We start from the raw sequence: 15,574 nt of genomic DNA on the forward strand, positions 1-15,574 counted from the left end.
AAGGGTATTGAACAAAATAACAGCATTAACTTTAATTCAGTTTGTAAATGTTTTTGTTTTCAGTAGAAAAATGAATAGACTTAAAATTGAATTAATGTAATAATGCACTACGAGTTATCCTTCAATATATTTTGCCAAGAGACTATTTTTTGGTTTGTAAAATGATAACATAGAAATGTTTTTAAGGATGAAACGGTGCTTGAAAATTATTTAGTTTTCCAATCCTGATTTCGTTTATCGTCAGATTTTTTCTTTCCGTTGTCGATGTTGTAGGCAAAGCCAATTCCCAAGGTTTGTTTTAGCTGTGTTTTTCTGATTTGATTGTGGTCATAAAGCAAGTCCAAAGTTACATTGGTAGAGACAAAACGGTTGATTTTCATATTAAGAATCCCGCTGTACGAAAGAACCAATCGCTCCGGATGATCCAAATAATTGGAGAAAACCGAGGCGTTGTTTTGCAGATTGATATTCTCCATCAACTTCACTTTGTACTGCGCCGTTCCCAAGAATCCGAATTGGAAAAGCATAGAATCGCCGTCATTTTTCAAGCCATAATTTCCTGCCCATTGCAAATTTTTGTCCGTCACGAATGTGAATCTTGCATTTGCTGGCCTTAGTGTCATTGTGAAATTTTCATTCGGTCTGTACGTGAAACCAGCTCCGACATTCACGTAACCTGGCGACATAAAGCTGGAGATTTTCTGAGCTTCGGGATTGTTGCCATCTTCGTAGCCTGGCGCGAATTGAGAAATCAAACCTGCACCAAAGGAAGCGTACCAATTTTCCGAAATCTTGCGTCCATAATTGGTAGAAAGGTTGATGACATCTTGCGTTTTTCTATTGCCAACCCCTTGGGTATTATTCATCCCATAACCTAGAATGATGATGTTTTCCCAAAGATCTTTGTCCTTCTCATAGGTCAGATTGTAATTGACACCTGCTTGCCAACCCACATTATTGGCGCCTCCCGCCACCCAATTGGAGAAGGCAGATTGATTGAGCATCAAGGTATTCTGTCCAACTACAGACCAAGCTTTTACAGTATCCTGAACAGGCTGCTCCTGAGCGTAGGAAATAAAAGCAGACAAAATGCTTCCTAGGAAAAATAATTTTTTCATCATAAAATAATATTTTGAGTTTTTAATTTACAAATGGCTTGATCACACCAGTTGTGGTGTCACGATCCACTTTATAACCAAGATTATAGGTAAGTCCAAAACCAAGTGTCTGTTTTCTTTGAAGCCTCTTGATCTGATCGTGGTCATAAATCATATCGATGGTTACAACACCCGAAATATACTTGTTGAATTTGAGATTCAAAGCGCCGCTGTAGTTGATGTCGACTCGTTCTGTATGTTCCAGATAGTTGCTAAAGAAGTTGATCTGATTCACGTAGGTGATGTCCTTGTAGATCTTGATCTTGTAAAGAATGTTGACCATGGCTCCTAACTCAGCTCGCATACTTTGCCCATCTCTCTCAAGACCATAAGTACCAGCAGTCTGAAGTTTTTTATCCAAAACGAAGGTGAATTTACCATTGATGGGTCTCACGATCACCTGGAAATTTTCATTGGGATTGTAAGAAAAACCAAGACCGACGTTCAGATATCCTGGTGCCATGAATTTGGAGATCCTGTCATTGTAAGTTGGATCCGGCGTATTGGCATAATTAAATCCTGGTGTGAACTGTGACAAGAATTGAAAACCTGTGGACAAATAATAATGCTGCGCCAATTCATAGCCATAGTTGGTCATGATATTGATGTAATCATCTGTCTTTCTGGTCGATTGACCTGTAGAAGAAACAAAACCGTAGGCCATCTGAATATTGTTGTCCAAATAATGCCGATTCTTTTTGTAGACAATATTATAATTCACCTTTCCGATGACACCAATGTTGTTGTTACCACCGGCATACCAATTCGCAAAGGAAGACTGATTGAAAACCAAACTGTTCTGGCCAAAGAAGAACCAGCGTTTCAGCGTTGGCAGATTTAAAATGGAGGATGGCGTCAAAGGACTTGTTTCATCTGTATTTGAGACGATCACTGTATTGTTGGAAAGCTTCACAGAGTCATTCTTTAACGATCTGATATTCACAATTCTCGGATTGGCAAGACTATCAATGTCTATAGCTGTAGAATCCCATCTTTTTTGTGCAATAGAGTCGATCATCTTTTGATAATCCGTGATCTGAGCTTTAGAAAAAAAGACCATCACAACCGCAAAAACTACCAATACCTTTTTCATTAATAAAAATTTTTCACAAAAATAACAAAACTAATTTTTTAAAAATCTGACTTTATAACCAAATTCTCAATCAAACCATCTTTTTTTACGGACAAAATTACCTTTTCTACAAAATGGCTGTATAATTGTGATTCTCAAATCCATGTTTTTGAAAACCTTTCATTTAAGATCCTTTTTGGTTCCAATCGCAATGCTCGCATTGATGTGGATATTTTTCCTGCTTCAGAACCTCGGATTTTTTGGAGGTTGTAATGGCGCAATCATTCCATTGGTTCCGGAAGGTTTGAGTGGTGTCATCTTTGCACCATTATTACATGGGAGTTTGGATCATATTCTTGGCAACTCCATGCCAATAGCGATTCTTCTGTTTTTACTATTTGAATTTTACCCAAAGATCGCCTTCAAGATCTTCATGATCGGCTGGATCGCTTGTGGATTGTTGGTCTGGATGCTTCCTCCCATAGACATTACTACCGGACAATGGAACTATAGCTGCATCATCGGCGCGAGCGGTTTGGTCTACATGCTTGCCTTCTTCATATTCTTCAGTGGTGTTTTCCGATGGAATATGAAATTGCTGACCGTTTCCTTGGTCGTGGCATTGTATTACGGAAGTTTGATCTGGGGAATCTTTCCAGAAGAGTTCTTTTCCAACCTTTCCGAACCAAGCAGGATCAGTTGGCAGTCGCACCTCGCTGGTAGTATCACAGGAATTATTTTAGCCCTGATCTTCAGAAAACAAGGTGACAAAAAAATCAAATACATCTGGGAATATCCTGAATATTACAATGAGCGAGACGACAAAATGTGGCAGGAATATATCGTGAACCATCCAGAGGATTTCGACGAACTCCCTCAACTGAAACAGCATAATATTTGGGAATATCTGGACGAGATTCGGAAAAATGAAAAATAATTTATAAATTGGTCATACACAAATGACCTTATGGATCCTGAAGAACACCTCTACATTCTCGCGCTGAAACAGTGCAAAAACATTGGCAACATCAATCTCAAAAAACTGATTCAACATATTGGATCAGCCAAAGAAGTTTGGAAATCTTCGCCAAGATCTCTCATTTCAATATCAGGAATCGGGAAAAGCAGCATCCAGAATATTGGAAACGAAGAATTTTTGAGATCTGCCGAGAAGGAAATTAAGTTCTGTGAAAAACATGAGATCAAAATCATCTCTCAGGAAGAAAAACTCTATCCAAGACATCTTCTAAACTGTGACGATTCGCCTGTCATTTTATTCTACAAAGGCTCTTTAGATAATGATTTAAATCCTGTGAGTATTGTTGGAACGAGAAAACTGACAGCTTACGGAAAGCATTTCATTCAGGCTCTGACCTCTGAATTGTCGGCTTCAAAAGTTTGTACAGTGAGCGGTCTTGCATTGGGCGCAGATTCGTGTGTGCATGAGGAATCCCTTAATCATGATATTCCCACCATCGCTGTTTTAGCACAGAGCCTGGACAAGATCTATCCTGCCGCCAACAAAAATCTAGCTAAGAAGATCCTCGAGAATCATGGCGCGCTGATCACAGAATATGCTTCATTTGAAGGCATGGCAAAGGAAAATTTCTTACAACGGAACAGAATTATTGCTGGATTTTCTCCACATTTGATTGTCGTGGAAACCGCTTATGGAGGTGGATCGGTAACCACTGTAACCGCAGCCAATCAATACAACCGAGACGTTTTTGCATTGCCTGGAAAAATTACTGATGTTTACAGCCAAGGTTGCAACCATTTGATAGCAAATAACAAAGCTGAATCCATTGTTGACATCAAGACATTGGTCACCAATCTCAACTTTACACCTCAGCCAGAATTATTTCCAGTCGAAGAAACCAAAATCAAGATCGATCCTGAGAAAAAAGACCACCATAAAATATTGGAAATCATTACTGATAATAAAAATATTTCGCTCGATGAACTTGCTGAAAAATCCGGCATTTTGCATCACAAGATCTTACCAATTCTCCTCGATCTGGAAATTTATGGCTACATCAAATGCCTTTCCGGAAGACAATATCAACTTAATTAAAAAAACACCATTTCGGAAACGTGAAGTAATTTAATATTAACTTCAAAAATTGTTAACACAAAAGACGTAATTATACATTATGCAAAAAACATAACCAATATCATTAAATTTTCAATAAAAATTAAAATATTACTTGCGAAATTCGAAAAAGAATTTAAATTTGTTGTCATAATTGTACACAATGGAATTATTTAACGTTGAAGAAAAGATTCAGGAGTTTATGGCAAAAATTGAAGCCAAAAATCCTAACGAACCCGAATTTATCCAAGCTGTAAAAGAAGTTGCGGTGACCGTAATTCCTTTCATTGCGACGAGAAAAGAATATACCGGAATGAAACTTCTGGAAAGAATGGCAGAGCCTGAAAGAGTGATCATCTTCCGCGTGCCGTGGATCGATGACAAAGGTGAGATCCAGGTGAACAGAGGATTCAGGATCCAGATGAACTCCGCGATTGGACCTTACAAAGGTGGAATCAGATTCCATCCAACGGTAAACCTAAGCGTTTTAAAATTCCTCGCTTTTGAGCAGACTTTCAAAAACTCACTTACAACTTTGCCAATGGGCGGTGGAAAAGGAGGTTCGGACTTTGACCCACAAGGAAAATCCGATATGGAAGTAATGCGTTTCTGTCAGGCATTTATGACAGAGCTTTGCAAACATATTGGTCCTGAGACAGACGTTCCTGCCGGAGATATCGGTGTAGGTGCAAGAGAGATCGGATACCTTTTTGGAATGTATAAAAAGATCAGAAACGAATTTACCGGCGTATTGACTGGTAAAGGTCTGGCTTATGGTGGATCGTTGATTCGTCCTGAGGCAACTGGTTACGGAGTGGTTTATTTCGCTGAGCAAATGCTAAAAACCATCAATGAATCTATCGCTGGTAAAACTGTAGCCGTTTCAGGTTTTGGAAATGTGGCTTGGGGTGTTATCAAAAAGATCAACGATCTAGGCGGGAAAGTAGTGACGATGTCTGGTCCTGATGGTTACATCTACGATAAAGACGGCATCTCCGGAGAAAAAATCGAATACCTATTGGAATTGAGAGCCTCCGGAAATAATAGAGCTGAAGATTACATTACGAAATATCCCGAAGCGCAGTTCTTCGCAGGAAAAAGACCTTGGGAAGTGAAATGTGATATTGCTTTCCCATCTGCAACGCAAAATGAGTTGGATCTGGAAGATGCAAAACTTTTGGTTGCAAACGGATGTCTTTGCGTAACTGAGGCTGCAAACATGCCTTCGACGCTTGAGGCGATCAACTATTTCTTGGACAATAAAGTTTTATTCTCTCCAGGAAAAGCTTCCAACGCTGGTGGTGTTGCCACTTCTGGTTTGGAAATGACGCAAAACTCGATCAGACTTAACTGGACTTCAGAAGAAGTGGACGCCAGATTGAAAGAGATCATGATCGGCATCCACAAAGCTTGTAGAGATTACGGTAAAGAGGAAGATGGCTACGTGAACTATGTGAAAGGTGCAAACATCGCAGGCTTCGTAAAAGTGGCTGAAGCAATGTTGGCTCAAGGTGTAGTTTAATCAGATATTAGAAGTTAGATTTTAGAGATTAGAATTTGACTTTCATATAACAAAAATGCAGCTAAATTATTAGCTGCATTTTTTATTTGATTAATGACAAAAAGTTCTTAATACTTTCTACATTTTACTTTGAACAATTATCTTGGTAAACCTCGCTTCAAAGCGTAGTTGGCCCTTTCAACGGCCTTCTTTTCTTTCCAGTTCATGTATTGACCTTTGAATTTGGTTTTCATAAAGTTATCAAAACCTCTCTGTACGGTAAGATTCCAAAGCGAATTGGCCTTTACGCCCCAGCTTTTGTCCCAAGCTCTGAGAGACAAGGAGAAACTTCCGTCCAGATATTTCATCCAATGCCACCAGCCTGTAGGCATAAAGAGAGTATCGCCATGTTCAAGAAAACACTCGATGCCTTGAACGCCGTCCAATGCAGGGAATTTCTCGAAATCCGGATTTTCTATATCAAAATCTTCCAAGGCATAAGTGGCGTACGGAAGACAATACAAACGGTCTTTCCATTTCTGTTCGAAGAGTAAAACATGTTTTCTCCCATTGAAATGCGTGTGGAAGATATGAGCAAGATCAATGTCATAGTGAAGGAAGGTCACAGAACTTTTCCCTCCGAAGAACATACTTGGATATTTGTCTAAGAAACCACCCATCAATTCTTTTGGAGAGATATAATCGTTCAGGATGTCTGGAGCGTGTTTTATAGGATCAAAAAAGAAAATTCGCAGATCGGTAGGTTCTCTTTGGATCAGGTCGATGTAATCTGCAAACTTCATCTCCGTGGTTGGCGTATTGATCGGTGCAGCCGGATCGGCCTTAGCGCTGTCATACAACGGAACAGTCACATCTCCCACCACTTCTTTTATATATTCCATCGTCCACTTTTGATAGGCTGGCCAGTTTCTCGCCATGTTTTTGATGACAACTGGTTTGCGCGGCTTCAGATATTTTTCAAAGAATTCCTCTTTTGTAATATCGTCTACAATATCAATTGGTTTTAAAATGACTCCCATGTTAATCTAATATTAAGGAACAAATTTATTAAATTTTACTCTTCATTATCTATTATTATTATTTTAAATAATCGAATGTGATGATATAAATGGATTATCCTTTCAAAACCCAGTTAGAAAAAGAATTTTCTATATGTAACTTTTATATTTTAATAAACTCAAACAAAAACTTTGTGACATTCTGTAAGAGCATCAATGGTCATTGTTAAAATTGATTTTGGTTTTTTTTAGTTGAATATATAATTAATGATTATTTTTGGAAATAATTCAAAGCAAAAAAGTTATGGTTCTAATATCAAAGATTTTGTTTTTTTTTAGCCATCACGGTTTTTACGCTACGATTATTTTTTTCCTATTCTTTGGTATCATCTCCGCCATCACAAAGAAGCTTTTCTGGCTTATCTTCATTATACCGCTATCAATAGCTAATGCATTTGCCGGACAGTTCTTGAATGCCTGGTTTCTAAACAAATATGGCACAGAGAGCATCGCCATCATAACTTCCGACACAGAAACCAATTCTACATTGAATGATGCACCTATCCATGATTATGAGGCCATTGTGCAAAAACAAGATAATCGTTTTGTTGAGACTTTTTTTTCGACAATGAGTGCTTCGATCTATCCAATTACCAACGAAATTAGAATCCCGAGCGTGAATGAGAAATTTCCCGTAAAATACATTCCCGGATACGAAAAGAACATTGTAATTCTGTATAACCAGACAAGAGAAGGGATTGCTCGGCGGCAGTACGAAAAATTAGCTCCTATAAATGAAGCAAAAATCAAATACGACGCAGAACCAACCAATACAGAATTCTTGGAAGAGTATATATCGGCATTGGAAAATTATACAAAAGTGTATCCAGATGCCGAAAAGACAGTCAAAATCTTTGAATTGAAGAAAGAATTACAAGATCTTAAAAAATAAATTGAAGCATTAAATTCCATCTCAAAGTAAAAACCTTGTAACATTTTACAAGGTTCTTTTACTAATACTTTAGTGATACAATAATTTAACATGAAAAAAATTCTCTCTCTCCTTTTTGCGCTTGCTTTTTCTCTGATTGTTTTTGCCCAGAAAACCGTTACAGGAATCATTACCGATGCAGACGGAAAAGCCCTTGCCAGCGCAAGTGTTACCATTGAAGAACCTGGAAAAAACGCTATTTTAGCTTACGGAATATCCAATGCAAAAGGCGAATACAAAGTGAGTTTCACCTCGGCGGAAAGCAATCTGGATTTAAAAATCAAAGCTTTCAACCAGAAACCGATCACGCAATCCATCAAAAATGATGACCAGAAACTGAATTTTTCATTGGACTCTCAAGCCACAGAGATCCAGGAAGTAAGACTTAAAACCAAACTGATCACCAAAAAAGGAGATACAATTTCTTACGACCTGAAATCTTTCGAAAATAAAAACGACAGAACCCTTGCCGATGTTTTGAAGAAGATCCCCGGCATCGAGGTTAACAAAGATGGAACGGTCCTTTACCAAGGTGAGGCCATCAACAAATTCTATGTCAACGGTAAAGACCTGATGGAAGGCGGGTACGGAACCATCAACAACTCACTTCCAAAAGATGCCGTTTCCAAAGTTGAGGTTTTGGAAAATCACCAGCCGGTAAGTATCCTTCGTGATAAAGTACCATCCGAGCAGGCCGCACTTAACATCAAACTAAAAAAATCTGTGACAATGACCGGTCGTGGCGAAATTGGTGCAGGCTTCAGTCCATTGCTTTGGAATGTGAAATTGACACCCATGTTCTTCGGACAAAAAAACCAATGGGTCATCAATTACAAAGCAAATAACAATGGTGAAAGTGTGGAGAAAGAAGGTAATCTATTGAGCTTTGGAAGTAGATGGGAAGGTAGAAGGTCTCAGACTACACAGAAATCCTGGACAAGTGTAGAAACCGCAGGAATCCCAGACGTTCCGGAAAAAAGATATCTTTTGAATAATGTTCATTTTGTTTCAGCCAATCTTTTGACAAGTCCATTCAAAAATAAAGAATGGGAACTAAAGGCCAACGTGAACTACACAAACAATGACATTGAAAGAGATTCCCATACGAAAACCGCCTATGACAATATCGAAGCCAATGGAGATCTTGCAGGTAGAACCTTGGAACAATCTAGAAGCAATGATTTTTATACGAATGCGGCAAAAGCAGAATTGATTTTTACCAAAAATGCTAAAAAAGGATTTTTTAAAAATACCACTACGTGGAATGGATTCTGGAATGCCGATCGAGGATTGTCTAGTTTGGACACAAATATCACAACACAGCCTAATATTTTTGGAAATCAATCCTTAGAATCTCCTTCGGGAAGTTTCCAAAACTCTTTGAGCACGATCATTCCTTGGAAAGACAAGTTGATCAATGTGATGAGTTATGTCAAATATCAGAAAGATAAGCAGACGATGGAAGTCAACCCTGGAAGTTATACAGATTATTTTACGAGTCTAAGTTCTCCTGGACTTTATGACACTTACAGACAAGCAGCACTTTCTGAGACATTGGAAGTTAACCATTCAGCTTCTGTTGGATTTACTTTTAAAAAGTTGACCATTATTCCGGAGATAGGTATAAACATGAATTTTAATAATTTGAAATCTGTCCTTAGTGGCTCATCAAATGGAAATTATTACACATTGGCAGGAAACTACCAGAATGATGTGGATTGGAACGAACTAACACCATACACACAAGTGTCTTTGAATTATAAATCTGACAAATTGAATATGAATCTTACCTTGCCTGTTAATTACTATAGTATCAAGTATCAAGACAATCTTTATAACCAGCTTGCAGACAAGACCAAAACGGCATTGGAACCAACCTTCTTCGCAAGTTATGATTTTGCATCATTCTTCAAATATTGGGTGTTTGCAAATCAAAGTTATGATTTTGGAAATTTTGGGTTTTTATATGGTGGTAACATCCTAAGCTCTGCTGGAAATATATCTCGAAGATACGTTAGCGACCTTAACAATTCTAAAATGCCAGAATATCTAAGTCGAAACATCGGTACTAGATTGGAATACAGAAACCCACTTAACAATCTCTTCTTCAACGTTCGTTACAACTACGGAACAGTGAAAAGGAACATCGCAGAAACCTTTGATACAGAAGGCGGGATTGGCGGAACAATTGGAATAGAAGCTTTAGAGAACTCAACGAGATCTCAGAGCGAAAGTGCGGAAATCGGAAAATATTTTCCTAAATTCAAAAGTAATATCTCAACAAGTTTTACCAATACAGACGCTAACTCATTCAGTTTCTTTAATGGAAATTTCATCGAAAGTAAAAACAATATTCAGACTTGGACTGCAAAATTCAATAATGCTTATTTCAGCTGGTTAAGTGTAGATTACAACATTAGTATGAACTGGAGAAACAGTAAAAATGCTACCCAATCTACGTCTCAAAAAAGTTCTGGATGGAATCATAACCTTTCGGCTTACATCTATCCATCAGAAAACCACACATTCGGTTTCAACTGGGACAACAGCGTGACGTCCACTCAAGGAAATACTTACAAGAATCCATTTTACGATATCTCTTATCAATACACTTGGGTCAAGAGAAAAATCGATTTTGAATTCAAATGGCTGAATATCACGAACAAAAAAGTTTACGAAACTGTAGCTGTAAATATTGATAGAGGAAACACTGTGACTCAGAGCTACAAGATCCGCCCAAGCCAATTCATGTTCACCGTGAAGTTCAATTTCAAGTAACACACTATTTTAATTACACCAAAAAAGGTAGCGCAAATTTTTGTCTGCCTTTTTATTTTTTTTAATTTTAAATCACTAAAAACTTAGTTATGAAGAAAACACTCTTATTACTAATGCTTTTCCTGAGTTTAATATCATTTGCTCAAGGAACAAGGATCATGTACGAGTACCGATTTGTCTCTGACCTGGCGAAAAAGGATTCTGCCAATACAGAATTGATGTATCTGGACATTAAAAAAGACGGAAGCAAATTCTACAGCCGAAAGCGATTTTACAGCGATTCTGTCCGCGACGCCTATATCCAAAAGCAATTGGCTTCTGGCGCTACCAATTTCAGCTACAATGATAACAATGCCGGAAAAGTAGAATCTTCTGTCAACAAATCCTATCCAGATTTTAAAACCAATCTGCACACGACCATCGGTCCGAACCGTTTCGATGTGACAGACACAAAACCCATGGAGTGGAAAATCCTTCCCGACAAAAAAAAGATCGATAAATTCGATGCTCAAAAGGCGAGCTTGGATTTTGGAGGCAGAATGTGGACGGCTTGGTTTTCGCAGGATTTTCCTTTTCAGGACGGCCCTTACAAATTTCATGGATTGCCAGGATTGATATTGGAAATGGAAGATTCTACCGGAACTCACGTTTTCAAATTTGCCGGAAGCAAAAACTTTGATGAGATCGAAAAAATTGAGAAAAAAGAAATTGAATCCACTGCTCCAGGCGGAAGAGTTGTGAGATTTGGGAATATGGCCGGCGGAAAGGAATTGGAAGTTTCCGAGGAGCAATTCATCAAACAATGGAAAGAATATAAAAATGATCCGGTAAAAGATATGAGACAAAACCTCTCCAGGCCAGGTGTGAAAATGAAAATCAATATCAACGGAAAAGAAATGACAGACCCAGCGGAGATGCTGAGAAATATGGAAAAATTCCAGAGAGAGATCATCAATAAGGATAATAACAAAATAGAACCTGCGCTTTATCCTTAATTTCCACATAAAACACTATTTTTATAGTCCTCTATTTGGAGGACTTTTTTATGCTAAATTTTTAAAAGATCAAAATGAGTTATTTACCCAAATTAAAAAATATAAAAGCCTTCGTATTCGATGTTGACGGCGTTTTCACAGATGGCAGTGTTTATCTTTTGCCAGACAAGAACATGTCCAGAGTCATGAGCGTTCTAGACGGTTATGCAGTTGTCCAGTCCATCAAGCAAGGTTATAAGATAGGGATCATCACGGGCGGCAATGATCCGATGGTAAAAAACAGAATGGAGTATTTGGGAATCAATGATTACTACGCCAAATCTTCTCACAAAATTTCGGATTACGAAGATTTCAAATCGAAATATAATTTACAAGATTCCGAGATTCTCATGATGGGTGATGATATTCCAGATATTGGGATTATGAAATTGGCAGAGATCTCGGCTTGTCCTGCCAATGCAGTTCCGGAAGTGAAGGCAATTTCAGATTATGTCTCTCCAGTTTACGGTGGAAAAGGCGCAGTCCGTGATGTCATAGAACAAGTGATGAAAGTGCAAGGAAAATGGAATCTCGACGAAGAAACAAAATCAGCTTAGTTATTTGATAATGAACCGCTTCAACGCATCATTTGACCATTAAAAAAATATAGAAATTAAGCAAATGAAATTATTACTCGCTTCACAATCGCCTAGACGAAAAGAACTATTGACTCAATTAGGATATACTTTTGAAACCGTGTCAATCGATGTTGATGAATCTTATCCTTCAGACCTGTTGCCAGAAAATATCGCAGAATATGTTTCGAATAAAAAAGCAGCAGCTTTCAAGGTAAATTCTGATGAGATTCTTTTAACTTCTGATACCATCGTCGCATTAGACCAAAAAATTCTCCTCAAACCCAAAAATGCAGAAGAGGCTTTTGAAATGTTGAAAGATCTTTCAGGAAAAAAGCATCAGGTTTATACCGCTTTTACCATCAAGACCGAAAAATCTGAGATCAGCAAAACCAGCAAAACAGATGTAGAATTTTCTGAAATCAGTGAGGATGAAATTAATTTTTATATCGAGAATTTCAAACCTTTTGACAAGGCCGGATCTTATGGGATCCAAGAATGGCTTGGCATGGCAAAGATCAAAAATATCTCTGGCTCATTCTACTCTGTGATGGGCTTTCCGGTGGATCTGGTTTACGAAGAACTCAAAAAAATGAACCACTTTCCAAAGAATTTTCAAAACAAGGTTCTTTAGATAATTTTCCTTGCAAAAATTCGTTATTTTTACAGATTGAATACTCAATTTCAAATTGAAATTACTTAGATGAGAAAATATTTACTGATCATACTTGCTGTCTTGAGCATATTTGCCTGCAATCCGCGTCACAAAAAGAAGAAAACAAAGAGCGGACCTATCAACAGGTTTATGACCTATCACAATACTTTATTCAACAGTAAGGAGTCGCTAGCTGCAGAAATGGAGAGCAGAGACAAAGCACACGTTGACAATTTCTATGACCCTTATATTTCTGTTTACACCACAGAAGATGTAACTGCAGAACCAACAAGTTTTTCAAGTGGCCCAGGTGGTTCCAATGCAGATTTTGATGCCCCAATGTCCCCGATAAGAGGAATGTCCCGGTCCCAATCTGCCAACTCTGCTTCACTAAGCGGCGTTGATAATGGAAAATTGTCTTCGATAGGTGGTGGTTCTGGAGCTTCTGGAAACTCTGGCAATGCCAATAGAAAAGGGGCTACAACCCTTCAGATCACAGAGGCTAAAGCTACAAAAGCTATCACAAAATATTCGGTTCTTGTAAATGGTGTCGAGAAAAACAAAAAGATATTCGATGCTTACATCCTTTTGGCAAAAGCGAGAATGTACCAAGGAAAATACCTGGAATCTCTGGATGCGTTGAACTATCTCTTCAATACAATGTCTAAAGATAAGAGACTGCCGCTAGCAAGCGTCTACAAAGCAGCCAATTACACAAAACTGAAAGAATATTATAGAGCAGACGAGGTTTTCAAAGACCTTGAGGAAAATCCGAAGATAAAACTTAAAAAGGAACATCTCAAAGTTTTAAAAGTTTATCAAGCAGACAACTTCCTGAAATGGGGCAAAAAAGAATTGGCTGCCGAAGTTTTGGAAGATGCTTTCACATACAACAAAGAAAGAAAGACCAAAAGCCGTATCGCATTCCTACGTGGACAGATCCTTTCAAACCTCAACAGAAAAGATGAGGCTAGGGAATCTTTTGCAGCCGCTTACAAATATGCTAACAGCTACGAGTTCGAAGTGAAATCTCAGATAGAAATTGCTAAAACATTCGATGGAAAAGCAGACAGTTACGAAGAAGCAATGGCTTATCTTGCCAAAATTGCCAAAAAAGGAACTTACGCTTCCCGCAAAAATGAGTTGTACTATGCAAGCGGCTTAGTTGCGACCTCTGCTGCAAAAGATTCTATCGCGGATTCTTTTTTCAGAAAAGCTTTGAAGGAAAAACAGTCCGACCCGCAGATCCGTGGACTCACTTATTCCGAGATCGCTAAAAAATATTTCTCAAAAGACGATTATTTAACGGCTGGTGTCTATTACGACAGCGCATTAGCTGTGATGACTTATCTACCAGAAAAAGAGAGATTGACAAGCCTAACTGCTAACATTAAAAAGCTCTCTAAAAACTACTATGTCATCAAGAAAAATGACAGTATTCTTAGTTTGACAAAAATGTCGCCGGATGCACAAAGAGAATATTTCACAAAATATATTGACAAGATAAAAGCAAAAGAAGCCGCTGCAGAACTGGAACAAAGGAGAGCTGACCGTAGCAAAGGCTTTGATAATGCTGACTATAATGCCAACTCTATTTTCGCAAACAATTCTTCGGATGCCAACAGTTTCCAGAATTTTGGGATCACTGGCGGATCAACGTTTTATTTTGCCAATGCCAACAATATCCCAAGAGGGGAAAGTTCCTTCAAGCAAACTTGGGGAAACAGAACCCTTTCTGACAACTGGCGTTATTCCGCGAAAACCACTACCATAGAGGAGTTGAAAAATGAAGCTTTAGGATTGGCAAATGCGCCCGACCCACGCCGATTGGAACCAGAATTCTACATGGAAAAAATCCCGACTTCCCTAGAGGAATTAGGAAGATTGAAAAAAGACAGAGACACAGCAAGTCTTGGAATGGGAAGAATGTATGAATCTTTCTTTGGTAATACGAAATTAGCGACCAAAACGTTATTTGATCTTGTTGAGAATAAACCAGACGAAGAAACAGACCTTCAGGCCTTGTACAACATTTTTGTATTCAATTACGAGAAAAATCCAGCAGAGGCCGAGAAAGCCAAACAACTGATCCTGGAAACATATCCATACACGTCATATGCGGAATATGTGAAGAACCCGAAAAACAAAGATTTTAACAAATCAACTGCGGATGTAGAAAAATTATATGCTGACGCCTATAAACTTTACGAAACAGAGAAATTTGCAGAGTCATCCGCAATCATTGATAAAGCTATTGCAGACAATCCGAAAGATGCCTTGGTTCCTAAGTTCTATTTGCTTAATGCTTATAATGCAGGGAAAAATGCAGGGAAAGAGATCATGATCTTACAGTTGGAACAGATCGTTCTTAATTATGCCAAAACACCGGAAGGCATCAAAGCGAAAGAACTTTTGAAATACCTGAAAAGTGATGCTAAACTGGAATTGACAGACGAAAGTGGAAATGTTGTTTCCCAAAAACCACAAACACAATCAACTACAAAAGACGAAGCTACTGTACTGAAACGAGAATTGAATCAGAATGAAGGCAGAAATACAGAATTGCCGATGCCTAATGGCCCAGGAATTCCAGGGCAAGCGGACTCACAAGTGTTACAACAAGTACCATCGCAGACAATAGAGACAATGAAACGTAAGAAATAAAAAAAGAGAGCAAATTGTAGTCATGGTCGGAAGATT

12 protein-coding genes are annotated in these 15,574 nt (G+C 38.3%); 9 read left to right on the plus strand and 3 right to left on the minus strand.

Features of this window, described 5'->3' with window-relative positions:
• Nucleotides 1–206 precede the first annotated feature (206 nt).
• Together AXA65_RS14215 and AXA65_RS14220 are read right to left on the minus strand one after the other, a co-directional pair.
• Complete coding sequence (locus tag AXA65_RS14215; protein WP_063970762.1) at nucleotides 207–1,118, minus strand: DUF3078 domain-containing protein; 912 nt, start codon at nucleotides 1,116–1,118, stop codon at nucleotides 207–209.
• A 22-nt stretch (nucleotides 1,119–1,140) separates the two neighbouring features.
• Nucleotides 1,141–2,250: a DUF3078 domain-containing protein gene (locus tag AXA65_RS14220; RefSeq protein WP_063970751.1), complete on the minus strand. Its 1,110-nt coding sequence runs from the start codon at nucleotides 2,248–2,250 to the stop codon at nucleotides 1,141–1,143.
• Between the two features lie 142 nt (nucleotides 2,251–2,392).
• Here AXA65_RS14220 and AXA65_RS14225 point away from each other — a divergent pair, with 142 nt between their 5' ends.
• From AXA65_RS14225 to gdhA, 3 genes are all read left to right on the plus strand, one after another.
• A complete protein-coding gene (locus tag AXA65_RS14225) occupies nucleotides 2,393–3,166 on the plus strand; it encodes a rhomboid family intramembrane serine protease (protein ID WP_063970752.1) in 774 nt (257 codons plus the stop codon).
• Nucleotides 3,167–3,196: 30 nt separating this feature from the next.
• The gene (dprA, locus tag AXA65_RS14230) at nucleotides 3,197–4,303 is read left to right on the plus strand and encodes a DNA-processing protein DprA (RefSeq protein WP_063970753.1); all 1,107 of its coding nucleotides are present in this window, start codon (nucleotides 3,197–3,199) and stop codon (nucleotides 4,301–4,303) included.
• Between the two features lie 181 nt (nucleotides 4,304–4,484).
• Nucleotides 4,485–5,843 (plus strand): NADP-specific glutamate dehydrogenase, encoded by a 1,359-nt coding sequence (gdhA, locus tag AXA65_RS14235; RefSeq protein ID WP_063970754.1) that lies wholly within the window; start codon nucleotides 4,485–4,487, stop codon nucleotides 5,841–5,843.
• 137 nt (nucleotides 5,844–5,980) lie between these two features.
• Here gdhA and AXA65_RS14240 read toward each other — a convergent pair whose 3' ends face one another.
• Nucleotides 5,981–6,862: a cupin-like domain-containing protein gene (locus AXA65_RS14240; RefSeq protein ID WP_063970755.1), complete on the minus strand. Its 882-nt coding sequence runs from the start codon at nucleotides 6,860–6,862 to the stop codon at nucleotides 5,981–5,983.
• 283 nt (nucleotides 6,863–7,145) lie between these two features.
• Between AXA65_RS14240 and AXA65_RS14245 the strand changes: the two genes are divergently transcribed.
• The 6 genes from AXA65_RS14245 to AXA65_RS14270 all read left to right on the plus strand — a co-directional run bounded on the left by AXA65_RS14245 (nucleotide 7,146) and on the right by AXA65_RS14270 (nucleotide 15,538).
• On the plus strand, nucleotides 7,146–7,793 hold the full coding sequence (locus tag AXA65_RS14245) for a hypothetical protein (RefSeq protein ID WP_063970756.1): 648 nt from the start codon (nucleotides 7,146–7,148) through the stop codon (nucleotides 7,791–7,793).
• A 90-nt stretch (nucleotides 7,794–7,883) separates the two neighbouring features.
• Nucleotides 7,884–10,610, plus strand: a complete 2,727-nt coding sequence (locus AXA65_RS14250; RefSeq protein ID WP_063970757.1) for a Plug and carboxypeptidase regulatory-like domain-containing protein — start codon at nucleotides 7,884–7,886, stop codon at nucleotides 10,608–10,610.
• Between the two features lie 89 nt (nucleotides 10,611–10,699).
• The gene (locus AXA65_RS14255; protein ID WP_063970758.1) at nucleotides 10,700–11,605 is read left to right on the plus strand and encodes a GLPGLI family protein; all 906 of its coding nucleotides are present in this window, start codon (nucleotides 10,700–10,702) and stop codon (nucleotides 11,603–11,605) included.
• 74 nt (nucleotides 11,606–11,679) lie between these two features.
• Nucleotides 11,680–12,201, plus strand: a complete 522-nt coding sequence (locus AXA65_RS14260) for a KdsC family phosphatase (protein ID WP_063970759.1) — start codon at nucleotides 11,680–11,682, stop codon at nucleotides 12,199–12,201.
• 64 nt (nucleotides 12,202–12,265) lie between these two features.
• Entirely contained in the window at nucleotides 12,266–12,853 is a 588-nt protein-coding gene (locus tag AXA65_RS14265) for a Maf family nucleotide pyrophosphatase (protein ID WP_063970760.1), read from the plus strand.
• 69 nt (nucleotides 12,854–12,922) lie between these two features.
• Nucleotides 12,923–15,538: a tetratricopeptide repeat protein gene (locus tag AXA65_RS14270; RefSeq protein ID WP_063970761.1), complete on the plus strand. Its 2,616-nt coding sequence runs from the start codon at nucleotides 12,923–12,925 to the stop codon at nucleotides 15,536–15,538.
• Nucleotides 15,539–15,574: the final 36 nt, after the last annotated feature.

The sequence above is a fragment of the Chryseobacterium sp. FP211-J200 genome (assembly GCF_001643375.1).
Classification (GTDB): domain Bacteria; phylum Bacteroidota; class Bacteroidia; order Flavobacteriales; family Weeksellaceae; genus Epilithonimonas; species Epilithonimonas ginsengisoli.

Bases quoted from the DNA above. Each gene is read 5' to 3' on its own strand.
- AXA65_RS14270 (WP_063970761.1), top strand. From the start codon at position 12,923: ATGAGAAAATATTTACTGATCATACTTGCTGTCTTGAGCATATTTGCC.
- AXA65_RS14260 (WP_063970759.1), top strand. From the start codon at position 11,680: ATGAGTTATTTACCCAAATTAAAAAATATAAAAGCCTTCGTATTCGAT.
- AXA65_RS14220 (WP_063970751.1), bottom strand. From the start codon at position 2,250: ATGAAAAAGGTATTGGTAGTTTTTGCGGTTGTGATGGTCTTTTTTTCT.
- AXA65_RS14225 (WP_063970752.1), top strand. From the start codon at position 2,393: ATGTTTTTGAAAACCTTTCATTTAAGATCCTTTTTGGTTCCAATCGCA.
- AXA65_RS14255 (WP_063970758.1), top strand. From the start codon at position 10,700: ATGAAGAAAACACTCTTATTACTAATGCTTTTCCTGAGTTTAATATCA.
- AXA65_RS14250 (WP_063970757.1), top strand. From the start codon at position 7,884: ATGAAAAAAATTCTCTCTCTCCTTTTTGCGCTTGCTTTTTCTCTGATT.
- AXA65_RS14245 (WP_063970756.1), top strand. From the start codon at position 7,146: ATGGTTCTAATATCAAAGATTTTGTTTTTTTTTAGCCATCACGGTTTT.
- AXA65_RS14215 (WP_063970762.1), bottom strand. From the start codon at position 1,118: ATGAAAAAATTATTTTTCCTAGGAAGCATTTTGTCTGCTTTTATTTCC.
- dprA (WP_063970753.1), top strand. From the start codon at position 3,197: ATGGATCCTGAAGAACACCTCTACATTCTCGCGCTGAAACAGTGCAAA.
- AXA65_RS14265 (WP_063970760.1), top strand. From the start codon at position 12,266: ATGAAATTATTACTCGCTTCACAATCGCCTAGACGAAAAGAACTATTG.
- AXA65_RS14240 (WP_063970755.1), bottom strand. From the start codon at position 6,862: ATGGGAGTCATTTTAAAACCAATTGATATTGTAGACGATATTACAAAA.
- gdhA (WP_063970754.1), top strand. From the start codon at position 4,485: ATGGAATTATTTAACGTTGAAGAAAAGATTCAGGAGTTTATGGCAAAA.